Origin of the sequence: Shewanella sp. 10N.286.45.A1 (genome assembly GCF_041470405.1) — a bacterium.
GTDB lineage: Bacteria > Pseudomonadota > Gammaproteobacteria > Enterobacterales > Shewanellaceae > Shewanella.
On record NZ_JBFRMK010000140.1, the window covers coordinates 1 to 21,857 of the forward strand.

The following is a 21,857-nucleotide window of genomic DNA, read 5'->3' on the forward strand; positions in this document are numbered from 1 at the left end:
ATGCAATTGGTATTATTACCTCAATTAACATTCATCAGACTTTCTAGTTTCTAACTAAATCTAACTCTTCAATTAAATTCTGTGCATGATCGACTTCATCCATCATCCACAATATGTAGCGGATATCGACATGTACTGCACGGGTGATTGTTGGGTTAAAGAACCAGTCTTTGGTAATCGCTTCGTAAGTTGAGTCGAAGTTAAGCCCCACAAGTTCACCTTTGCCGTTAAACACTGGAGATCCAGAGTTACCGCCTGTGGTATCAACGCTTGATAAGAAGTTAACGGGTACAGAGTTAAATTGCTCTGGCTTATCTAAGCAAGAGAATAGGCGGCATAACCAAGACGCTGGGTCTTGATATACGGTTGTCACTTTATGACTGCCGTAACGCTGCTCTTCAATCGCTTTTAATAGCTTTGCCGGGGCATTAAACGGCTCTACGCCAGTATGTTTAGCTGGAATGCCTTCTAAGCGTGTAAATGGCTGCTTGTAGAGTGCATCTTTAGATTGGTAGCCGTCGACCATGCCGTAGGTGATCCGCAGTGTACCGTTGGCATCTGGGTATACAGGCCAGTTGTTAGACTTGTAGTAAGCAATGACAGCCTTCATATAGTCCGGTCGTGCCATCGACAATTTACCAGCTAAAGTCTTAGCGGCCTTTTCACCACTCATGTTCTTGTCATATAAAGATACGGCTAGACGTATGAAAGGATCTGCACTGGTTTCAAAAGCTTCGGCATCAGCATCCATCCAAGCAAGTCGCTTATCTTTGTCTGTTAATGAGGTCAGTGCATAAAGCCCATCGAGTTTGTCAGAAAGACTCGCTTCAACATCACCTTCATTCAGCGCGGCATCAAGTTCGTCAACACGAATGTCTTGATTCAGATATGCTTCTAAGTCTTGCATCCAAAGGGTTTTGTCTACACTCACTGCAAAGCTTGAATCAAGACGCTTAAGGCGTGCTTTAAACATCTTCATATCGCGCTCTTGGTAGCCTTCCTCACGCTTTGCATCAGGTTTAGCTTTCTCTTTTGCAAGGCGGTAAAGTTTGTTAGCTGTTGCCAATAATGCGCTACTTTGAGCATTTTCAAAGTAGTAACGTGTTTGGCGCTGTTTACGTTGCTCAACCAGTAACGTTTCTAACTCATCAAATTGAGTCTGGAAAGATTGGTAAGTTTTGTCTTTTGCTAGCCATGCTTTGAAGTCATCTTCGCGGCCTTGTTTGATCCCCGCAATATCAGTGGCTTTAAAACCATCAAGTAGACCATTGTACTTCTTCATACGATTGGCCATACCGGCGAGCTGCCCCGCGTACTTTATTTTCACTTCATTATTGGCAGCGCTCATAGCTTCGATGGTGTCGATGCGCAATTGGTAGCGAGTCGCAAGTGTTGGGTATAACCAATCGCTGGCAAACTCCAGTTCACTGGTTAAGCGGTAACGACTTGTTGAACCGGGATAACCTGCAACAAATACTCCGTCACCAGCTTTAACACCATCGGCATTAATTTTAAGGTAACTTTTAGGCTGGTAAGGTACGTTGTCTTGGTTAAATACAGCGGGTTTACCGTCTTTACCAACGTAAGCACGTAGGAAAGTAAAATCAGCTGAATGACGAGGATACTCGTAGTTATCGATGTCACCGCCAAAAGCACCTGCACTTTCTGGTGGTGCGTACACTAAGCGAACATCACGAATAATGAGTTGTTTAATCAGGTAATACTCAAGACCATTATGGAAACTACGCACTGAACAACGGTAGTTATCATCTGACTCACACTCTTTAATGAGTGCTTTACGATTGGCTTGGATATTTTCATAGCGCAGTAGTGGATCGTTACCAATATCTTGTTTTACTTGTGTCGAAACATTGGTAACAGCTTCTGTAATATAGAGGCGTTCATTTGGGCCCGCAGTCGGCTCTTTGTCTTTACTGGTCGCTAAAAAGCCATCAGCAAGGTAATTATGTTCTTTTTTACTGTTATATTGGATAGCACGGTAGGCACAATGGTGGTTTGTGACAACTAAGCCTTGGGGCGAGACAAAACTGGCGGTACAATAGCCCAAGCCGACAACAGCATTCATAGGATAGCGAGTGAGATCGGCAAGTTGCTCTGCCGGTATATCAATACCACGTTCACTGAGTTTGTCAGCGATAGAGGGCATTTGATACGGCTGCCACTGTCCTTCATCAGCCACAACTGCTGAGGATGACAGTACCCCAGTAGAGAGAGCGATAGCGGCAATCAATGCATTGCGCATGTTCTTTCCTTATATTGTTTTTGTGTGTTTTATTTATCTGCAGGTCGTATGATGTTAATTGCCTGCTCTGCTTGAGCCCGTTTTATACCACATTTTGCTTAATCGTTGGAATTTTGGAGATTTAATGTCACAGCAACGCGCCTTTAAGGCCAAAGAAAAGCCAAGAGATATTCAGATGGATGCGCTGAAAATGCCGCCGCATTCAATCGAAGCTGAACAATCTGTTCTCGGTGGCTTGATGTTAGATTCTGACGCGTGGGATAGAGTCGCAGAGGCTGTTGTAAAAGAAGATTTCTATTCGCGAGCTCACTCAATGATTTTCAGTGCCATGGAGGTACTGGTGAGTGCGGGTAATCCAATCGATTTGATTACCGTCTCTGAGCAGTTAGAGCTTGAAGATCAATTAGAGGATGTGGGTGGTTTTGCTTACATTGGTGAAATAGCCAAAAATACTCCGAGTGCGGGTAACATTCACTCTTATGCCGACATTGTGCGTGAGCGTGCCGTTGTTCGTGACATGATTAAAGTCGCTAACGAAATTGCCGATGCTGGCTTTAACCCTGAAGGACGTAATTCAAGTGAACTGCTTGATTTAGCCGAGACCAAAGTCTTTAAGATTGCTGAGCAACGCGCTAACGCAAACGAAGGCCCTGAAGGCATTAAAACCATTCTTGAGAAAACCGTCGATAAGATTGAAGAGCTCTATAATAATCCGACCAGCGGCGTGACCGGTGTGTCGAGTGGGTTTGGCGATCTCGATAATATGACAGCAGGTTTCCAATCTGGCGACCTTATTATTGTTGCTGCACGTCCGTCGATGGGTAAAACCACTTTTGCAATGAACTTGTGTGAACAAGCAGCGCTGCATGAGGATAAACCTGTACTTATTTTTAGTTTAGAGATGCCCTCAGAACAGATCATGATGCGTATGTTGGCATCACTTGGGCGAGTGGACCAAACCAAAATCCGTACCGGACAACTTGATGACGATGATTGGGCACGCGTTTCTTCGACAATGGGAATTATGCTTGAGCAGGGCAAGATGTATATCGATGACGGCTCAGGCTTAACGCCAACTGAAGTCCGAAGTCGTGCTAGACGTGTTGCTCGTGAGTATGGTGGCCTATCGATGATCATGATCGATTACCTTCAGTTGATGCAGGTACCTGCGCTAAAAGATAACCGTACTCTAGAAATCTCAGAGATCTCTCGTTCACTTAAAGCCTTGGCAAAAGAATTAGAGATCCCCGTTGTTGCACTCTCTCAGCTTAACCGTTCATTGGAGCAACGTGCTGATAAACGTCCGATTAACTCGGATTTGCGTGAATCGGGCGCAATCGAGCAGGATGCCGACTTGATCATGTTTATTTACCGTGATGAAGTGTATAACGATGACTCTGAGGATAAGGGCACAGCAGAGATTATTATTGGTAAGCAACGTAACGGCCCTATTGGGCGTGTTCGTTTAACCTTCCAGGGGCAGTTTTCTCGTTTTGACAATTACGCGGGTCCGCAGTTTGAAGAAGATTAATTGTTGTTAATAACCAATTTTAATAACAATAATTCACTACAATAGAGCCTCAATGAGGCTCTTACTTTTTAACACATATTAGCAAGGTTAGTTTTGAAACCATTCCCACGCGCAGAGATCAGCCGCAAAGCACTAAAGCATAATTTAGCCCGACTGCATGAGTTAGCACCTTCAAGTAAGGTGATGGCGGTAGTAAAAGCTAATGGCTATGGTCATGGCTTGTTGAATGTCGCCCAGTGTTTAGGTGATGCTGATGGTTTTGGCCTAGCGCGCCTTGAAGAAGCACTGGCGCTACGAGCTGGTGGCGTGGCAGCTAAACTCCTACTACTCGAAGGTTTTTTCCGTATCGGAGATCTAACCACTTTGGTAGAGCACGACATCGAAACCGTAGTGCATCATGAGTCTCAGCTTGAAATGTTGGAAAGTATAAATTTAACTAAGCCAGTCACGGTTTGGTTAAAAGTTGATAGCGGCATGCACCGCCTTGGCTTTTCGCCAGCGCAGTTCGACGCCACTTATCAAAGATTAATGGCCAATGACAATGTTGCCAAACCTATCCATTTGATGACCCATTTTGCTTGTGCCGATGAACCGAGTAACCCTTGCACCGCTGAGCAGCAGAGAGTATTTGATACCTTGACCAAAGATCTTCCCGGTGATCGCACACTGGCTAATTCTGCTGGCGCTCTGTTTTGGCAGCAAAGCCAAGCTGACTGGATTAGACCTGGAATAGCACTTTATGGTGTCTCTCCAGTATTTGGCGATCTCGGAACTAAACATGGGTTACAACCGGCTATGGAGCTCGTCTCACAGCTGATTGCCATTCGTGAGCATAAAGCGGGCGAAAGTGCGGGTTATGGTAGCTTTTGGACCGCAGAGCAAGATACTAACCTTGGCGTAGTTGCTATCGGTTACGGTGATGGCTATCCACGCAATGCACCGCTTGGTACACCGGTATTGGTTAATGGTCGTATCGTGCCGATTGTTGGTAGAGTATCGATGGATATGTTGACGGTAGATCTCGGCATCGATGCAAACGATAAAGTGGGCGATCTCGCTGTTTTGTGGGGTAAAGAGTTACCCGTTGAAGAGGTGGCTGAGCATATTGGTACAATCGCTTATGAGCTCGTGACCAAGCTCACTCCTCGCGTTGCTGTTTGCCTAGATTGAGCAATAAATAAAGTTAAGTCGCTTTTGGTGAGGCGGGATGCCTACCATCTGCGTGAAGATTTTTTAAATTGAAATTACAATTATTCATTTCTGCAGTGGCCTTGACGCTACAACCTTTAGCTTTTGCGAGCCCTACAATTATCACTAAACCGCAAAGTTCGTCTGCGGTAATAACTGAGCCATCATTCGAGCAAGAAAGCGCACCTGCTACAACAGCAGATGCAGAGTTTGTTGCGGTGCCATTTGCCTTCTCATCGGAGTCACTAAGCACTGCATTAGGCGCTGCAGGCGTGATAAAGCATGCGGGGCAGGTTCAAGCTTCCATTCTTGGAATCGGTTTATACAGTGCAAACGATAGTTGGGTTGGCTATTTAAGTGCGCATAATTATCAGATCCCTGAAGTCGATAGCTGGCTTTTTTCGGTTGAAACTTATCAGGCACAATTTAAAGAGGGGATTTATTACCTATTAGACTCTGCAGCGCCTCATCAGGAGGCCAATAAAGTGGTCACCTTTGGTGATGAATCCTATACCCGTATGCATGCAAAATATGTATTGCCATGGGGGCGTGGCAGCGCAGGTGCGGCACGTAGCCTGGCCCCAAGTAAAGAACCTATCAGTTGGGACCCACTGAGTTCTGGCGTGACCAGTATTAAAGTCAGTCCGTTTGTGCAAACTCGTGAGTTACAGGGCTATGAATACTTACCTGAAAAAGCGCAAGGCGTTGCGCTAGAACTTGATTGGGACAACCGCGATAACGGTAAAAATAGCACTCAAGGCGGCCAAACAAGCCTTAAAGTGAGCCGAGACTTTGGTTCTGATGAACGCAATAGTTGGACGACATGGGAGTTTGAGCAGAGCGCTTTCTTTGCTATAGGAAGCAACGATTGGTTTGCGCAACAGGTGATGGCATTTAACTTTTATTTGGCCGATACCCCAACTTGGAATGCGCAGAGTGGTAATAACTATCATCGGCCTCCTTCATTTGCTGGAGTGAGCTTAGGTGGTTTTGATCGCCTGAGAGGTTACGCCAGTAAACGCTTTACGGGTCGCTCAGCGGTGATGTACTCGGCAGAGTACCGCATTCAACCAAGATGGCAGCCATTACAGCAGTGGCCGGTATTTAACCTGTACGATATTCCTTGGTGGCAGTGGGTGGTATTTGCTGAAGCAGGGCAGGTAGCCGATGAGTTTGACGCAGCAGCACTGCATGAGAACTTAAAGTGGTCAGCGGGTATTGGTGCTCGCTTTGAAGTCGAGGACGTGGTTGTTCGTACTGAGCTAGCTTACAGTAATGAAGATAGTCAATTCTGGGTGATGGTTAATCAACCTTTTTAGACCTAGTTATTCCATATAGAAAGTGGAATGATGTGATTGAAGCATGCGCTAACAAATAGAACAAAGGCACCGTAAGGTGTCTTTGTCGTTTTTAACGCTTCAAAGTGACTGGGCAACAGTTGCTTTATACTAGCCAGTTGCAACTCGATTAAATATAAAGCCAAATGAAAGCGATTATCACTCTCTTTTTATCTGCTTTTTGCTAATTTCGTAACGCAATTAAGTTTTTGTTTTTTATTGTTTTTATTGAAGTGTTTCAAGTTGTATCTCACAGTCAGTTAGATGAATGTGAGCTGCTTAGTAAAGTTAGTTAGCTTAGGTTAAACAAGCGAAAAACATTTAACGAACTTGCTCACGAAATGTTGAGAATTATGTGGAAAACTGCACTTCAATATCACATTTTCACTTGTCATCTTTTTAAGTTATCAACAATTAGCAGACAATTACCTTATTAAAAGTGTGGGTAAACACGCACTTAAAATGCGCCATTTAGGCGTGACAATGTTGTTAAATGTCGAGGTAACGCAAAATGAAAAGACGTACTTTTTTGCAAGCAACCAGTGCCCTAACTGCTGGAGCTGTGTTGGTTGGCTGTGGTAGTGATGATGACTCTATTGATTGGACTCCCATTGAACCAGGGCTTCCTATTGAGCCAGATCCTGATGAAACCGCTCCCTATGGTTACAGTGCTTGTTTAGTAAACTGTGGCTCGAATTGCCCAGTAAAAGTATTTACCAATGAAGATGGTTCGATTGCCAACATTGAGACTGACCACAATATTGAAGATGAAGCGGGCAAACTGCATCAAGTGCGAGCTTGTGCCCGTGGCCGTTCTCTTAAACAGCGCACCTATGCCCCTGATCGTTTAAAGCAACCAATGAAGCGCGTTGGCACGCGTGGTGAAGGTAAATTTGTCCCTATTACTTGGGAAGAAGCCGCTGCTGAAATTGCCAGTGAATTACAGCGTATTGCAGGGCAGTACGGCAATGATTCAATTCTCAAACTGTACGGCACTGGAGCCTATTACTCGGTTAAATCATCAAACTGGTTTAATCGAATTTTGAACCTAAATGGCGGTTACTTAAAAATCCAAGGTAACTACTCATGGCAGCAGCTTAACTTTGCGTCTGCTGCAACTGGGCATTATGGTACCAGTGGTTCAACACTTAATGGTTTAGTCAATTCAGACCTGTTTTTAGGCATAGGTTACAACCCGAATGAGATTCGCCAATCGGGTTCAGGTGAAGGCCGTGATTTCTCCGAAGCACTCAAAGCAAATCCAGGCTGTGAAGTTATCATGGTTGACCCACGTTATACCGACTCTTGTTTAGGTAAAGAAAATGAGTGGCACGGTATTCGTCCTGGCACTGACTCTGCTTTTGCAGAGGCACTAATGTATGAAGCTATAGCTGCTGGACATGTTGACCAAGCATTTATGGATAAGCATGTTTCTGGTTATGACAAAGCGTCACTAGAAACGTTGAAAGTCGCACTTGAAGCTGACGCAGATAAGAAAGAGCTTGCCCAGTACGTTGATGTTGAAGAGAACTTCCACGACTACATTATGGGTGTGGGTAAGTTTGTTGCAGAAGGCGCTAAAACACCAAAATGGGCTGCGGCCATATGTGGGATCTCTGAAGATGCCATTAAGTCTATCGCACAGAAAATCATGTCAGCTAAAAATGCATTTATTGTCACGGGTGCAGGGGTTAACCGCCATGCTAACGGTGAGCAAGCGATGCGTTCATGCTACATGTTGCCATGGGTATTTAATCAGGTAGGCCGTCTAGGGACTTCAAATGGTGCGATGCCATCTCAAGGCCGTTCTGGCTTAAGTGCTTCAGGTATTTCTGGCCTTTCAAATCCAATTGGCACCACCATTAGCTTCTATAACTGGGAAGAAGCGATCCGCAACCATGAAAACATGACTGGTAGAAGTCATGATATTAGAGGCCTTGAAGATTTAGATACACCACTTAGAACACCGGTTAAGTCTATTTTCGCCCTTAATTCAAATGCTTTAATCAACCAACATTCAGAAACTAGCTTGACTGCTAAGACGCTAGAAGATGAGAGCTTGTGTGAGTTTATCGTCGTCAGTGATTGCTGGATGACACCAAGTGCTAAGTTTGCCGATATCCTGCTGCCAGATACCAGTTGGTTGGAAACGGATGACTTTGTAACAGCATCATACGCTGCGGGTAACACAGGTTACTTAACAGCCATGCGCGGTATTGAGCCGATGTTTGAGTGTCGTAACTACTTTGAACAGGGCTTAGCAATAGCAAAAGCCATGGGTAAAGAAGCTGAATACACTGAAGGTAAAACAGAAGAGCAGTGGATGGAGGAGGCTTATGGCAAAGCTGTGGATAATGCTAATAATGCCAATGCTATTCCTGCGCTGCCTGCGACCTTTAAAGAAGCACAAGATATCGGTATTTTCCACTACAGCAACCCTGAGCCTGTGATTTCAATGGACTCGTTTGTTAATGGTGGTGAGCCGCTTGGCACTCCAAGTGGAAAAATCGAAATGTATTCGGTCAATATGGCTCAGTTTGGTGTTGAGCGAACATTCGATAAAGATGTACAAGGTGATTACGTTTCAGCTTTACCAAAGTACCAACGTACTTGGGGCAGTTATGAAGATAGCACTGAAAATGTTGATACTGACTTCCCGCTACAGCTTGTTGGATACCACACCAAAGGCCGTACTCACTCAAGCTACCACAATGTTCCTTGGCTGCGTGAAGCGGTTGAAGATGCTGTGTGGATGAATCCTGTAGATGCTGCTGCTCGCGGGCTTAAAGATGGCGATATGACACAAGTGACCAATCAGTACGGGACTTTAGAAGTGCCAGTGCGGATCACGCTGCGTGTCATGCCTAATGTTGCCGCGCTTGGGCAAGGTGCTTGGTATGCGCCAAATAAGAGCCGTTTAGACACTAATGGTAATCCAATCGATGAAGGCGGCTGCATCAATACGGTAACTCGTTACCAGCCATCGCCTTATGCGAAAGGTAATCCGCAACATACCAACCGCGTTCAGGTAAAGGCTAAGTAGGGGAGTAGATCATGACTAATTTAATTCAAACAACTGAAACAGAGCAAGTGCAATACGGGTTCTATTTCGATGGCTCTAAATGTACTGGTTGTAAAACCTGTCATGTGTCGTGTAAATCACGTGGTGACCTGCCTGAAGGTATTATTCAGCGCCGTGTTTACGAATTTGTTGGAGGCAGTTTCAGTGAAAATGCTGACGGTAGTTACAGTAACGACATTCATACTCATTACACCTCTATTGGCTGTAACCATTGTAGCGAACCTGTTTGTGTGAGCGAGTGTCCAGTAGGTGCAATGCATAAAGAGGAAGATACAGGCTTAGTTAAGACCAACGACGAAAAGTGTATTGGCTGTAATCTATGTGCCCAAGCATGTCCATATGACGCACCTCAAATGGACACTGAGCGTAAGAAAATGACCAAGTGTGATGGTTGTTCTGATCGTTTAGAACTTGGTAAAAAGCCAATTTGTGCTGAGTCTTGTCCGTTACATGCGCTTGATTTTGACACGATGGAAAATCTAGAAGCTAAATATGGCAAAGGCGATACACACCTTAAGCCGTTACCTGATTTTAGTGTGACCAAACCGAACCTCATTGTTAAAAATAATCGTCATGCAGGCAAAGGTGGCGCCGTTATTAATAGCAGAGAAGTATAATCGTTAGCACAGGGCGCCTTGAGCGCCCTGTTTATCTGATATGAGGTAAAAAATGACAGAGTTAAAACAAGCCACTGTAAAACAAATGGCAAACACACAAAGTGAAAAGCCTGCTGCTGTTTTTGATATTGAAGAAGCTGCTGGTATTGCCAAACTGCTGCATAACGTCTATTTCGCCTACCCAAGTGCAAACTTTATCGATCTGCTAGCAGACAATGAGATCAATAAAACTTGGCATATGTTTGCCGACAGTGAAGATTATCGTATAGGGGTAAGCTGTCTTACAAATTACTTAGAAAGCTGGAATGATGATAAATTAACTGAGTTAATGCTTGATTATGGTGATCTATATTTCGGCGCGAGTATGCCATTGGCTTTACCTTGGGGCTCCTGTTGGTTGACAGAGCAGCGCTTGCTTAATGACACCAGTACCCATGAGTTACTTCGGTTTTATAGTGACCATGGCATCGCGTTGCAGCTAGAGAGAAATCAGCCCGCTGACCATATTGGTATCTTTTTGTCTGTGATTTCACAGCTATTAACTGTTATGTCTGATCCAACAAAAGAGAGTCTGCATTTAGAGACCAAACAGATACTCACTCTATTATTATCAAACCATTTACTGACTTGGTCGGAACCCTTTTTACAAGCAAGTATTGATAATGCAAAGACAGATTTTTACCGTGGTATGGCATTATTATTAAGAGATCTGTTGCACGTATTAACCACTGAGTTGAATATCTTGTCAGCGGTGCATATCAAGAGTAGACACTAATGAGTGTGATAGCGGCAACACGGTTACAATTTAAGAAGAGTGCTTTTGCCGAGGAGGTTGTAAAGCACTTAGTTGCCGACAATGAAATCCGCGATCTATTTAGTGCTGCCACCTCATTGGAAACTACGAGCCACATTATCGCGGCCGTTGTGGGTGGGGAAGCGCCTGAACTGTTAGAAGTCAGTCCAATGAGCGATGTGTTAATGTTTAATTCGTTATTTGTCTGCCTCAGAGTGCTGTTTGTGAAGCAGGTTCAGGGCACTGATTTGAGTCAAGGTGAGCAACAGATTGTCTCTTTGACGAACCGCTTCGCCAAAAAGCTCGCCAATAAGGATGATGGTCTTCAGTTACAGGGAAATATTGAACTGGTTATAAAGCTATATAACCAGTTACAGGCACTTGCTAGGGCGGAGGCAAAAAGCCACCGCTCTATGTGTTAGTTAGTTATTAATTAATACTGATGTAGCCCAGTGATTTAGACCATACAGGCAGTGAGAACTGACTGACTAAAGTGGTCGCATTTGGGTCAGCAATACTATTAAGACCATCATAGCCACCTGACAGACATATCGTTTCGATTTGGCTGTCAGCTTTGGCAAGATTGATTGCTTTTTCTAGCTGGTGTTTACTGGTAAACCGAGTCCTTTCAAAGCCTATAATCGGCACTCCGTTAATATCTTGTGCTGTAATGCTAATACCTCGACTGCGAACGACAGGATAATGTTGTTTGGCTTGTTCAGTACTCTTTTCTCGTGCTTTTGACAGCGCCAATTTTATCTCATCAAGGGAGTTTAATTGCTTAAGAGGTTGCGCTATTGGCAGTAACTGCAGTGAACCAGCATTATGGCTTAAGGTAAAGTATTGGCCATGAAATTTGATTAAGGGATTATTTTCAAGAGTAATATAGCGTTGATCTATTTTAGTTGCTTGCGGCTCCAACCAAAAACATGGTTTCCCCATACTGTTAAGCTCTTGAAAAACTGCGATAGGGTTATCTCCTGTTGCAATAGCGCTATCGAATGCTGAGCAAACTTTATAAATGCAATTGTTCGAAGAGTTAAGTTGGATCAGATCACCTCCTTTTAAGTGAATGCATTTTTCTTGGTTTATTGTTGGCTTCCATGCTGAGACGGCTGAACTTTTTTTCTGTAGTTTGAATGTCATTTTCCAATACCTTATTGTCTCAGGAACAAACGGATTTTTACAAATTAGCCAGCAAATTCAAGCGTTGCAATAGTTATTGCTACTAAGATCTTTAAGTTGTGATGCTGGTCCTTACAACTGTTATTTGCTTGTTGGAGAGTGTTTTTGATTGGTTAAGGGTTGAGCTTGGGGAAACTTTTTCTTAACCTGGGGTGGTGTAATGCAAGAGGTCTTAATACGCTTCTATCAGGTAAATAAACTGGATAATAAGCAGCTTAAAAGCACGGCTTTCACTTGCGACACTTTATGCTGATTGCTATAAGGTAGTACTGTCGTTTTGACGGGGAGCAGTGTAAAATGCGCGCCCGGCTCGGCTCTTGTTTTCGTTTATTTGGTAATTATATGCAAACCCAACTCAATCGTACTTTCTCCATCGCACCTATGCTTGATTGGACTGACCGCCATTATCGTTATTTTGCACGATTGATGTCTGCTGAAGTGTTGTTGTACACCGAAATGGTGACAACGGGAGCTATCATACATGGTCGTGGCGATTACCTTGCTTATAACCAAGAGGAGCATCCTGTTGCACTGCAGTTAGGAGGTTCAAATGCTACTGACCTTGCTACTTGCGCCATACTTGCCGCTGAGCGTGGTTATGATGAAATCAATCTTAATGTCGGTTGCCCGTCAGATCGTGTTCAAAATGGTCGTTTTGGAGCCTGTTTGATGGCAGAGCCTGAATTGGTTGCCGAGTGTGTTGATGCCATGAAGCAGGTTGTTGATATTCCGGTGACAGTGAAAACTCGTATTGGTATTGATGAACAAGACAGCTATGAGTTTTTAACCGAGTTTATCGATACGGTAAAAGGTGTTGGTTGTAATGATTTTATCATTCATGCTCGTAAAGCTTGGCTGCAAGGCTTAAGCCCGAAAGAGAATCGTGAAATACCTGAGCTAGACTATGAGCGGGTATATCAGTTGAAGCGTGATTACGCGGATCTTAGCATTAGCATTAATGGTGGGGTGAAAACACTTGCTGAGTGTAAGACTCACCTTGAGCAGCTTGACGGTGTCATGGTTGGACGTGAAGCGTACCAGAACCCTTATATATTGGCCGAAGTCGATCAGCAGCTATGTGGTATAGATAAACCGGTACTGAGCCGAGATGCTGTTTTGGAGAAGTTACTTCCTTATATAGAGAAACATTTGCAAGCGGGTGGCAAGTTAAATCATGTTACTCGGCATATCATTGGTTTATTCCAAGGCGAAGTTGGTTCACGTGTATGGCGTCGATATATCAGTGAAAATGCACATAAAGCGGGTGCAGGTATAGAAGTGGTAACCCAGGCTAGACAAGAGATGAAAGCAGTCGTTAGTCTTTAATTCTCACTATATTATTCCGCGAAAAGATCATATGTAGTGAAATTCACCAGAGCATGGTGAGTTTCACTAACCTTCGATACTCCTCCTTAGTCCTTTCGTTTTAATTTCAAGTCTAAAAATAATAAAATTTAATACATTTAGTATCTTAGTTGGTTTTTTGAAAGTTGGCACGCCACTTGTATTAGTCTCTATGCAATTAGGCGAAACTCGAAAAGGAATCCATTATGTTTAATTCTATTGTTATGAAGACTGTAAAGACCTCTGTATTAACTGTTGCGCTATTAGGTGCAAGTTTATCTGCTCAAGCTGAGACATCGTTAGTCTCGGAAGTGGCAAGTAACATTGAGCAAAATATCAGTGCTCAAATGCAAGATCTTGTTACTAAAGCACAAACTGAATTGAGCCTCTCGATTCAATCTCAAATGTCAGAAATGATGTTCGAATTGGATAACAGTGACGAGCTGGAAGCAAATACCTTGGCTGCTGAAAAGGTTGAAACACCACTGGTAACAAGCGCACTAATTAAGGACTAATTATGTGGTTTATTGCTCAGTTTGCTGGCTTGCTCTTACTGCCTGTGATTAGTTTAGCGATGTTTGCTTGTCTTGTTTGTTCGCTGCAGTGGCACAAGTTGAAAGATTAAGTTCAAGTGATTGGTTTAGCACTGTTGTTACCAATAACTGATTTATTAGAACTGTTTTGAATGAGTAAAATTTCTAATATAGAAACGCTCAGAGATAAATAATAGGGAGATTGAAATGGCTGATTTAATTAGCAGGTTAAAAGACCCATCATCATTGGTTTGTGGTGTGGCAGCGTCAATGGCCGATAAGTTTGAATGGTCGTGTTTGTGGACTCGTATCGTGTGCGCCGTGGCTGTTTTTTGTAATCCAGCAATGGGATTAGTTATCTACTTTGTGCTCGCCTTGCTGTTGCCTAAATGGGAAAAACAATGCTGATATCCGCAGCGAAAGGAAAAGAGTCTGTGCCGATGGAAGTTAAAGCCGGTAAAGGCTGTGATTACGCGAATTTAAACAGCGACAATTTTGGCCATTTTATTTAAAAGTATGCTTGTTAATCGAGATACTGATCCAAGCATACTTTGCCAAATTTACCTATATGCAGCCGCTAAGCTATTTTTTTAAAAATGCAGCGAAACGAGATTTTGCTTCATCGCTTGCAAGTCTAGCACCAAACTCTACTAGCTCTTTCTCCATTTGTGCCCTGATCGCTTCTTTGTTGTAGCGCATAAGCTGCTTAGTTGTTTGCAATGAAATCGGTGGTTGCTGAGCAAGCTTCTTCGCTTGGTTTAACGAAAACTCAAAAATATCTTCATTAGCAATCACATCATTAATTAATCCATATTGATGTGCCGATTTCGCATCGAAACTGTTACCTAACATGAGTAACTCTGCGGCTTTTACGTGACCGACGACTTGAGGCAGTAAAAGACTGGCTCCCGCTTCTGGCACTAACGCAAGTTTGACAAAGGGCAGCTGAAATTTTGCTGTGTTGTCGGCGTAAACCAAATCGCAATGAAGCAGTAAGGTTGTGCCGATACCGACCGCTGCACCTGTGACTGCAGCAACCACTGGTTTTTTCAAATCGAGTAGGCAAAAAAGGAATCTAAATGCAGGATGTTCTACACCTAAGTTACTATTTTTCAAAAAGTCAGCTACATCATTACCAGATGTAAAGCATTGTGCTTGACCACGGAACATAAAGGCTCGAATTTCATTGTCCGATTCACCTTGGATAAGGTATTCTGTTAGCTGTGTATACATTTGAAGGTTAAGTGCATTGCGCTTGTCAGGACGGTTAAACGTAATAATGCGTACCCCGTTATCGTCCTTAACTTGAATCGTACTCATTCGTTATGTCCTCATGTTGCGAATTGGATTTTAAAATGGAGTTTAAGACATTGAAGCAAATATTCAAACAACTGTTTAACATCACTCTGTTAAGCTGTTTTTCATTGACGGCTTTTGCACAGGTGATGCTCACCGATGGTTATGTTCGTGCAATGCCTGCCAGCGTGCCCAATACCGCGGCTTATATCACTTTAGAAAACCATGGCCCAGCTACTCGGCTAGTTTCGGTTACAGCTCCATTTGCCAAAGAAGCTCAATTGCACACACTTGTCGATGAAAACGGCATGATAAAAATGCGCCAAGTTGATGGCTTTGACATAGACTCACATGGCAGTTTGATTTTGTCGGAATCAGGTAATCACATAATGCTGTTGGGCTTACATGCGCCTTTAGCTGAAGATAGCAAAGTGGAGCTAACCTTAAGCTTTGCTGATGGCCAGCAGCAAGTGATTTCACTGCCAGTAAAAAAACAGGCCGGCTCTGCAGAGTCTGAACATCATCATCACCATCATTAGGAGTAACAGCAAATGCAAATGACATGGAAGAAAGGCGTTGGTATCGCCGCGGTGATCTTTTTGATTGGCTACCTTATTGCGATTTGGTGGAGTGTCGAGCCGGATGTTATTGAACAAGATGTTTACCAGCAAGAAAGCAGTCGCCAAGTGACCGGTTACGCCACGACAACGTCGCTAATTTTAACTGTCGAAGCCTTGTTAGACAAGCAGGGAGGTTGGTTGTCGAATGATGTCACACCGCCTTCAATTCTGATGGACAACATGCCAGCATTTGAATTTGGTGCCATTGAGCAGGCCCGTGATTTAGCATTAATTATGCGTAAAGAATTCAGCCGTTCTCAGTCTCAATCTACCGCTGATAAAGACTTACTGGCGGCGCACTCAAAACTCAATATTGAGCACACCAGTTGGTTAGTGCCAAGTGCTGAAAGTGAGTACCGTGATGCTGTTAAGTTATTGAAGCTGTATCGCGCCCGCATGATGGCAACCGAAAATCCTGATGCCCAGTTTTATGCGCGAGCAGATAACCTAAATGAATGGCTAAAAGAGGTGCAAAAGCGCCTTGGCAGCATGTCACAACGTCTTTCAGCAAGTGTTGGTCAAGAGAGGCTTAATACCGACCTATCTGGTGATAGTTCGGCAAGACAATCTACACCTGGCTATGTAGCACAAGAGATTAAAACCAGCTGGTGGAAAATTGATGATGTGTTTTATGAAACTCGTGGTGCAACATGGGCACTGCTTAATTTCATGAAAGCGGTAGAAGTTGATTTTGCTGACGTGTTAAAGAAAAAGAATGCTCAAGTGAGTTTGCGACAAATCATTCGTGAACTCGAAGAAACTCAGCAATCCGTTTGGAGCCCTATGATCCTTAATGGTTCAGGCTTTGGGGTTGTCGCTAATCACTCTTTGGTGATGGCAAACTATATCTCGCGTGCAAATGCCGCGGTTATCGATTTAACTAACTTATTGACTCAAGGTTAACTATGAAAAAGACATTATTAGCGTGTGCACTATTAGGCTCTCTAGTCGGCACTTCTGCTCATGCTGCTTCTGTTGTTGGTTTTAAAGTGGGTGGTGATTACTGGCAAGCTGATACCAGTGGTACTTTTGCAGAAAAAGGCCAGCCGCAGCAAGAGTTTAACTATAAAGACTCTTCACAAGGCAGTATCTGGGTTGCAATTGAGCATCCAATTCCATTGGTTCCGAATATTAAGATCCGTGAGAATAGCTTAGAAGGTAAAGGCAGCATGTCTGGTGCTGATTTTAACTTTAATGGTCATAATTTCATCGGTGATGTAAACGCAACGACTGACCTAAGTAATACTGATTTTGTGCTTTACTACGAGATTCTAGATAACGATATCGTTGCATTAGATATTGGTGCTGCATACAAGCTTATGCATGGTGAATTCCGTGTAGCTGACGCTGGCCATCCAGAAAGAAAAGATATCGATAGCGGTATTGTGATGGGCTATGTTGACGCACAAGTGGGCATACCGGGTCTTGGTCTTTATGGTTTTGCCGATGTTATGATGGGCGTAGACGAGTCAAACGTTTACGATTATTCAGTGGGTCTAGGTTGGAACTTCGATGGCACAGCACTCGATTACCGGATCCGTGCCGGTTACCGTGACTTCAAATTTGATGTTAATGGTTTTGACGGTGTGACTGCAGACATGCAATTTAAAGGTTACTTTGCCGGTGTAGAGCTGGTTTTCTAAACTAGCCTTTAAATTATAAACAGTACATGACTTAATTGAATGCCAGTCTCTAGGACTGGCATTTTTGTATTTAATGCTAAATGTCCAAAAATGCTTAGCTAGCTAAAACTGCATAGTCTTTATCGCTTAAGTTAAATAGCGAAAGGTAGCTTGTTAAGTTGCGAATTTCTCCCTGCCACCACAGTTTATTGAGGCTGTGTAAGATAAGCTTTTGTGATTTACGCTCTAGCATTAGCTCAACATCCAGCATCTGTTGATACTCATCTGCAGCTAAACACGATTTGCTTAAGCGGCGCAGTTTTCGATAGGGAAGAAGTACGCGTGATTCCCAATTAAAAGTATCTTGTTGTAGCGTTTGCCACTGCTGCAGCGAGAGAAAATGGCTTTGCTTATCAAGCCAAGTCGCCAGCAGCAATAGATTCACGTTTACTTGATGTTTATCTTGAAGCTCTAGGCACATCTGTTGATGCGTTAGATAAATATCATCGCAATCTTGCCAAAGTTGTCCATCAAGTTTGTTGAGAAACGTCATGTTCATTATCCATTGAAAAGGGGGCGTCCCCCTTTACATTATCCATATTGTCTAGTCAGACCGAAGCGCGAACACTTTGTTCAATCTCTTCTATCTGTTCTTGAACTTCGAGCCATTCCATTTCGTTTTCTTCTAAGCCTTGAGTGAGCTTGGTACGTTCATTAAGTACTTGGGTGAGCTTAGGCTTGTTATCAGCTTCATAGAGGCTAGTATCCGCGAGCATATCTTCTAACTCTTGCAAACGGTCACTAGCTTTCTGCTGCTCTTTCTCTAACTTGGTTTGGATTTTTTTCATCGGTGACAGCTTTTGCCTAAGTTCGGCTTCCAAGCGCTTTTGCTGTTTCTTGTCTTGAACGGGTTTGGCGGTTGCTGCGGCTTCGTCTTTATTGGCCGCTTTAGCTGCATCGAGTAACCATTGATGATAGTCATCAAGATCACCTGCAAAGCTCTTCACTTCACCTTGGTCGACTAAGTAGTAATCGCTACAACTTAGACGCAATAAATGCCTATCGTGCGAAACAATAATCATCGCACCTTCAAATGATTGCAGTGCCATCGTCAGTGCATGACGCATCTCTAAATCTAAATGGTTGGTAGGTTCATCGAGTAGTAATAGATTAGGGCGTTGCCAAACCAGTAGTGCCAACACGAGACGCGCTTTCTCTCCCCCTGAGAACGGACGCACTGGCGCAACGGCCATATCACCGTTAAAGCCATAGCCACCTAAAAAGTTTCGTAGCTCCTGCTCTTTAGCGTTAGGAGCAAGGCGAGCAAGGTGTTGCAACGGCGTATCATCTAAGCTTAGAAACTCTAACTGATGTTGGGCAAAGTAGCCGATATTCAGACCTGGATTGGTTTCGTACATACCTTTCATTGGCGATAGTTCACCAGAAAGCAGTTTGACTAAGGTTGATTTACCCGCACCATTTCGACCCAGCAAACCGATGCGTGCGCCGGGTACTAAGTTCAGATGAACCTTCTTAAGGATTTCAGTTTCGCCGTAACCGATAGAGACTTGCTCCATAGTCACTAACGGATTAGGCAGTGCCTCTGGCTCTCTAAAGGCCATATGAAACGGGCTGTCAGCTTGTGATGGCAAAAGCTCTGTCATGCGTTCAAGTGCTTTTAAGCGGCTCTGTGCTTGCTTAGCTTTACTGGCTTTATAGCGAAAGCGGTCTACAAATGACTGCATGTGAGCTCGCTCTTTTTGCTGACGTTCAAAAGCGACTTGTTGCTGTGCCATACGCTCAGCACGGACACGTTCAAAGGCGGTGTAGTTGCCTTTGTAGTAATTTAATTTGTAATTTTCGACATGGACAATTTCGTCGACAATACCGTCGATAAAGTCACGGTCATGACTGATCAGAATCAAAGTGCCTTGGTAGGCTTTAATCCAACCCTCTAACCAGTACATGGTGTCTAAATCCAAGTGGTTGGTCGGTTCATCGAGTAGCAGTAGATCAGAGCGGCATAATAATGCTTGGGCTAAGTTTAAGCGCATGCGCCAACCACCAGAAAAGCTCTTCACTGGATTTGACTGCTCCGCTTCGCTAAAGCCAAGACCTGCTAATAGACTCGCTGCGCGGCTATGGATGGCGTAACCGCCAATGGCATCAATTTTACCATGTAGCAAAGCGATTTTATGGCCGTCATCAACCTCTTGGGCTTTATGTAGCTCCGTTTCAAGCTCACGGTATTCGGTATCACCATCAATCACATACTCAATGGCGGCTACTTCTAGTGCCGGTGTTTCTTGGGCTACAGTGGCGGTCTGCCAGCCAGCAGGCATGGAAAAGTCACCCTTATCCAATGAGATCTTGCCCAAGATAAGTGCAAGTAAAGATGACTTACCGGTACCGTTGGCTCCGACTAAGCCCACTTTGTGGCCCGGATAAACGGTTAACGATGTTTCGTCGAGTAGGGTTTTAGACCCGCGAACGAGTTGAGCTTGAGAGATGGTGATCATTTATGCCGACTTGAGTCTGAGTTAACGCAATTATTGCTGGGGATAATAGCTTACAATCTAGTCTGACTGCTATGACCAACGGCCAAAAACTCTGGCTATGTATCGGCTTATTTATACTTTTGTGGCAAAATAGCCGCGAATTTACCCTTAGGGAGCTAATTGATGACGACTACCACCAAGAAAGTGAAGAAACGATTTGTTGCTGGCGCTAAATGCCCAAAGTGTAAAGCACAGGAATCTATCGTGCTGTTTAAAGATAACGGTATTGAAACGGTAGAGTGCGTTGAGTGTGATTATCGAGAGCAGCAAACCGATGAAAAAGTGGCTAAGAAAGCCACTGGTGCAGTGATAGGTGTCTTTAATCCGGAGTAAGGCAATAGCGGTTGTTAGTCGCAAATAATATGCTCACGCGATGGCTGTTAAAAAATGAATTGCAGAGGGCTTTTAATCGTTTTGAGGGTTAAGGTACTGCTCTATTCTCGCGAGCCTATCTTGTCCCCAGACACTAAGTTGTTGATGCTTATCTTGATAATGAAAGCTCGGTACTCCCCATAGACCCAGCGCTAGCATCTCATCGAGATTCTGTTGTGCCCATTGACGCCAGCTTGTTTGCGCTAACAGGCTTTGGGCATGCTGCCAATCTAAACCACTACGCTCAACAATACGCTTAAGGCCTGCATCGGTCTGGCTATGCACACCTTGGCTATTGACTGCTCGAGAGTAGTTTAATAAGTACGCAGTTGCTTTTCCTTGCTGCTTTGCATAATCGAATATTGCGTAACACCTCTCTACACCTTTACCCAAAGGGTCAGCGACTTTGCCATAATCTATATTTAAGCGACGCGCTTCGCGAGTGGTGTCGTGAAAGATATACATTTTTTTGGCTTTAGGCACGGTTAAGCCACGCATCACCATCGGCAGTATCGGTTTGATGACTAAGGGTATTTGATATTTCTGGGTCAGTTTTACAGCTTGCTCTAAGCCTAAATGGGAGTAGGGGCTACGTATAGAGAAATAAAGCGTTAAGCAGGCCTGTTGGCAATGATTGGGTTTGCTTGCGAGGGAACTGTTAAGTTGGAGCCTGGTTTTGGTGCATAGTGGCGCTAAATTCTGATGGCTTAGTGCAATTAAGCGCTGTTCTAAATAGGCGAGCCTATCAATACCCCAATACCATTCGTTGCCATAATAAATGGTGCCAGCCTGATAATGACCAAGGGTTTTTAGTAATGCACTATTGCGAGCTAAAATTTCATCCTCTACGAGACTCAAGCTAGCGTTGTTGCTGCGGGTGAATTTTCCCTGCCAAAACTGCTCAAAAACCGTGATGAATTGCTGAAGTCCTGTGGTGGAAGAGTCGCAAGCTAATAGCGATTTGATAGCCATTATCTTATGTGAACGGTTACTTAAATCGGTGTCGGGAAAATTTAAACCATATAGTTTGGCCAAATACTGACAGTCGTTGACAGCATTCTCTTGCCAAAGCAGTGGTTCTGGAAAGGCGTCCTGAGCATGTGAGCTGATCGGATGAAAAGATAAACTCAGTGGTATTGATACGCCATAGTGAGCCAGTAACCGCGGTAGCATTTGCAATAAAATATAGCTGTAAGGATCATCAATTTTAATAAATACTTTTAGATTGTGAGGCTGGCGTAGCAGCTTGCGCTTAAGCTCATAAAGATAGCGTTTACTGTTAAGCAGCTCATTGCTGGATAAACACTGTGCAAGATAAGGCATTACAGCTGTTTTAACTGACATGATAATGAGTTAATTGAAGAAGTTAGTTTTAACATAAGCGGCAAAGCGTTAAAGGTAAAGCGCTGGGCGTCATCTTTATTGCTGAAAACGCGTGGGGATGCTGCATCTATTGTAATAACTGCTACAATAGCGCGCTATAATAGTTAGCATTCATCATTGACAATTTAAGCCT

Annotated in this window: 20 protein-coding genes; 14 read left to right on the forward strand and 6 right to left on the reverse strand. The window is 43.7% G+C overall.

Annotation, left to right across the window (positions count from 1 at the left end):
• Nucleotides 1-43: 43 nt before the first annotated feature.
• Complete coding sequence (locus tag AB4238_RS11445) at nt 44-2,263, reverse strand: S46 family peptidase (RefSeq protein WP_372033564.1); 2,220 nt, start codon at nt 2,261-2,263, stop codon at nt 44-46.
• Between the two features lie 124 nt (nt 2,264-2,387).
• Between AB4238_RS11445 and dnaB the strand changes: the two genes are divergently transcribed.
• From dnaB to AB4238_RS11480, 7 genes are all read left to right on the forward strand, one after another.
• Nucleotides 2,388-3,794: a replicative DNA helicase gene (gene dnaB, locus AB4238_RS11450; RefSeq protein WP_044555628.1), complete on the forward strand. Its 1,407-nt coding sequence runs from the start codon at nt 2,388-2,390 to the stop codon at nt 3,792-3,794.
• Between the two features lie 93 nt (nt 3,795-3,887).
• Entirely contained in the window at nt 3,888-4,964 is a 1,077-nt protein-coding gene (gene alr, locus AB4238_RS11455) for an alanine racemase (protein WP_372033565.1), read from the forward strand.
• A 68-nt stretch (nt 4,965-5,032) separates the two neighbouring features.
• Complete coding sequence (locus AB4238_RS11460) at nt 5,033-6,301, forward strand: hypothetical protein (RefSeq protein ID WP_372033566.1); 1,269 nt, start codon at nt 5,033-5,035, stop codon at nt 6,299-6,301.
• 529 nt (nt 6,302-6,830) lie between these two features.
• The gene (locus tag AB4238_RS11465; RefSeq protein WP_372033567.1) at nt 6,831-9,362 is read left to right on the forward strand and encodes a DMSO/selenate family reductase complex A subunit; all 2,532 of its coding nucleotides are present in this window, start codon (nt 6,831-6,833) and stop codon (nt 9,360-9,362) included.
• Between the two features lie 11 nt (nt 9,363-9,373).
• Nucleotides 9,374-10,018, forward strand: a complete 645-nt coding sequence (locus tag AB4238_RS11470) for a DMSO/selenate family reductase complex B subunit (protein WP_372033568.1) — start codon at nt 9,374-9,376, stop codon at nt 10,016-10,018.
• 52 nt (nt 10,019-10,070) lie between these two features.
• Nucleotides 10,071-10,793 carry a molecular chaperone gene (locus tag AB4238_RS11475; protein WP_372033569.1) on the forward strand — a complete coding sequence of 241 codons (723 nt, stop codon included), beginning with the start codon at nt 10,071-10,073 and terminating at the stop codon, nt 10,791-10,793.
• Nucleotides 10,793-11,233 (forward strand): hypothetical protein, encoded by a 441-nt coding sequence (locus tag AB4238_RS11480; protein ID WP_372033570.1) that lies wholly within the window; start codon nt 10,793-10,795, stop codon nt 11,231-11,233. Before AB4238_RS11475 ends, AB4238_RS11480 begins: the two co-directional genes overlap by 1 nt.
• A 7-nt stretch (nt 11,234-11,240) precedes the next feature.
• Here AB4238_RS11480 and AB4238_RS11485 read toward each other — a convergent pair whose 3' ends face one another.
• Nucleotides 11,241-11,957, reverse strand: coding sequence for a hypothetical protein (locus AB4238_RS11485; RefSeq protein WP_372033571.1), 717 nt, complete (start codon nt 11,955-11,957; stop codon nt 11,241-11,243).
• 381 nt (nt 11,958-12,338) lie between these two features.
• On the opposite strand from AB4238_RS11485, the gene dusA reads away from it, so the two are divergent.
• The 3 genes from dusA to AB4238_RS11500 all read left to right on the forward strand — a co-directional run bounded on the left by dusA (nt 12,339) and on the right by AB4238_RS11500 (nt 14,281).
• On the forward strand, nt 12,339-13,322 hold the full coding sequence (gene dusA / locus AB4238_RS11490) for a tRNA dihydrouridine(20/20a) synthase DusA (protein ID WP_372033572.1): 984 nt from the start codon (nt 12,339-12,341) through the stop codon (nt 13,320-13,322).
• Nucleotides 13,323-13,546: 224 nt separating this feature from the next.
• Nucleotides 13,547-13,855 carry a hypothetical protein gene (locus AB4238_RS11495; protein ID WP_372033573.1) on the forward strand — a complete coding sequence of 103 codons (309 nt, stop codon included), beginning with the start codon at nt 13,547-13,549 and terminating at the stop codon, nt 13,853-13,855.
• Between the two features lie 225 nt (nt 13,856-14,080).
• Nucleotides 14,081-14,281, forward strand: coding sequence for a PspC domain-containing protein (locus AB4238_RS11500; protein WP_220736591.1), 201 nt, complete (start codon nt 14,081-14,083; stop codon nt 14,279-14,281).
• Nucleotides 14,282-14,455: 174 nt separating this feature from the next.
• Here the strand turns inward: AB4238_RS11500 and AB4238_RS11505 are convergent, their stop codons facing one another.
• The gene (locus AB4238_RS11505) at nt 14,456-15,193 is read right to left on the reverse strand and encodes an enoyl-CoA hydratase-related protein (RefSeq protein ID WP_372033574.1); all 738 of its coding nucleotides are present in this window, start codon (nt 15,191-15,193) and stop codon (nt 14,456-14,458) included.
• Nucleotides 15,194-15,228: 35 nt separating this feature from the next.
• Between AB4238_RS11505 and AB4238_RS11510 the strand changes: the two genes are divergently transcribed.
• Genes AB4238_RS11510 through AB4238_RS11520 form a run of 3 tightly spaced genes read left to right on the forward strand, consistent with a single transcriptional unit; the run spans nt 15,229 to nt 17,432 of the window.
• Nucleotides 15,229-15,708, forward strand: coding sequence for a copper chaperone PCu(A)C (locus AB4238_RS11510; RefSeq protein ID WP_372033575.1), 480 nt, complete (start codon nt 15,229-15,231; stop codon nt 15,706-15,708).
• Nucleotides 15,709-15,720: 12 nt separating this feature from the next.
• Nucleotides 15,721-16,692: a DUF2333 family protein gene (locus AB4238_RS11515; RefSeq protein ID WP_372033576.1), complete on the forward strand. Its 972-nt coding sequence runs from the start codon at nt 15,721-15,723 to the stop codon at nt 16,690-16,692.
• A gap of 2 nt (nt 16,693-16,694) precedes the next feature.
• Nucleotides 16,695-17,432, forward strand: a complete 738-nt coding sequence (locus AB4238_RS11520) for a TIGR04219 family outer membrane beta-barrel protein (RefSeq protein ID WP_372033577.1) — start codon at nt 16,695-16,697, stop codon at nt 17,430-17,432.
• 94 nt (nt 17,433-17,526) lie between these two features.
• On the opposite strand, the gene AB4238_RS11525 is transcribed toward AB4238_RS11520, so the two are convergent.
• Together AB4238_RS11525 and AB4238_RS11530 are read right to left on the reverse strand one after the other, a co-directional pair.
• Entirely contained in the window at nt 17,527-17,964 is a 438-nt protein-coding gene (locus AB4238_RS11525; protein WP_372033578.1) for a TIGR02444 family protein, read from the reverse strand.
• Nucleotides 17,965-18,019: 55 nt separating this feature from the next.
• Nucleotides 18,020-19,930 (reverse strand): ABC transporter ATP-binding protein, encoded by a 1,911-nt coding sequence (locus tag AB4238_RS11530; RefSeq protein ID WP_372033579.1) that lies wholly within the window; start codon nt 19,928-19,930, stop codon nt 18,020-18,022.
• Nucleotides 19,931-20,092: 162 nt separating this feature from the next.
• Between AB4238_RS11530 and AB4238_RS11535 the strand changes: the two genes are divergently transcribed.
• Nucleotides 20,093-20,302: a YheV family putative zinc ribbon protein gene (locus tag AB4238_RS11535; protein ID WP_372033580.1), complete on the forward strand. Its 210-nt coding sequence runs from the start codon at nt 20,093-20,095 to the stop codon at nt 20,300-20,302.
• A 72-nt stretch (nt 20,303-20,374) separates the two neighbouring features.
• Here the strand turns inward: AB4238_RS11535 and AB4238_RS11540 are convergent, their stop codons facing one another.
• Nucleotides 20,375-21,685: a DsbA family protein gene (locus AB4238_RS11540; protein ID WP_372033581.1), complete on the reverse strand. Its 1,311-nt coding sequence runs from the start codon at nt 21,683-21,685 to the stop codon at nt 20,375-20,377.
• Between the last annotated feature and the right edge of the window lie 172 nt (nt 21,686-21,857).

Coding starts and splice junctions, on each gene's coding strand:
- AB4238_RS11475 (WP_372033569.1), top strand. CDS start 10,071: ATGACAGAGTTAAAACAAGCCACTGTAAAACAAATGGCAAACACACAA.
- AB4238_RS11500 (WP_220736591.1), top strand. CDS start 14,081: ATGGCTGATTTAATTAGCAGGTTAAAAGACCCATCATCATTGGTTTGT.
- dnaB (WP_044555628.1), top strand. CDS start 2,388: ATGTCACAGCAACGCGCCTTTAAGGCCAAAGAAAAGCCAAGAGATATT.
- AB4238_RS11540 (WP_372033581.1), bottom strand. CDS start 21,685: ATGTCAGTTAAAACAGCTGTAATGCCTTATCTTGCACAGTGTTTATCC.
- AB4238_RS11470 (WP_372033568.1), top strand. CDS start 9,374: ATGACTAATTTAATTCAAACAACTGAAACAGAGCAAGTGCAATACGGG.
- AB4238_RS11510 (WP_372033575.1), top strand. CDS start 15,229: ATGGAGTTTAAGACATTGAAGCAAATATTCAAACAACTGTTTAACATC.
- AB4238_RS11515 (WP_372033576.1), top strand. CDS start 15,721: ATGCAAATGACATGGAAGAAAGGCGTTGGTATCGCCGCGGTGATCTTT.
- AB4238_RS11520 (WP_372033577.1), top strand. CDS start 16,695: ATGAAAAAGACATTATTAGCGTGTGCACTATTAGGCTCTCTAGTCGGC.
- AB4238_RS11495 (WP_372033573.1), top strand. CDS start 13,547: ATGTTTAATTCTATTGTTATGAAGACTGTAAAGACCTCTGTATTAACT.
- AB4238_RS11535 (WP_372033580.1), top strand. CDS start 20,093: ATGACGACTACCACCAAGAAAGTGAAGAAACGATTTGTTGCTGGCGCT.
- AB4238_RS11465 (WP_372033567.1), top strand. CDS start 6,831: ATGAAAAGACGTACTTTTTTGCAAGCAACCAGTGCCCTAACTGCTGGA.
- AB4238_RS11445 (WP_372033564.1), bottom strand. CDS start 2,263: ATGCGCAATGCATTGATTGCCGCTATCGCTCTCTCTACTGGGGTACTG.
- AB4238_RS11485 (WP_372033571.1), bottom strand. CDS start 11,957: ATGACATTCAAACTACAGAAAAAAAGTTCAGCCGTCTCAGCATGGAAG.
- AB4238_RS11480 (WP_372033570.1), top strand. CDS start 10,793: ATGAGTGTGATAGCGGCAACACGGTTACAATTTAAGAAGAGTGCTTTT.
- dusA (WP_372033572.1), top strand. CDS start 12,339: ATGCAAACCCAACTCAATCGTACTTTCTCCATCGCACCTATGCTTGAT.
- AB4238_RS11530 (WP_372033579.1), bottom strand. CDS start 19,930: ATGATCACCATCTCTCAAGCTCAACTCGTTCGCGGGTCTAAAACCCTA.
- AB4238_RS11525 (WP_372033578.1), bottom strand. CDS start 17,964: ATGACGTTTCTCAACAAACTTGATGGACAACTTTGGCAAGATTGCGAT.
- AB4238_RS11505 (WP_372033574.1), bottom strand. CDS start 15,193: ATGAGTACGATTCAAGTTAAGGACGATAACGGGGTACGCATTATTACG.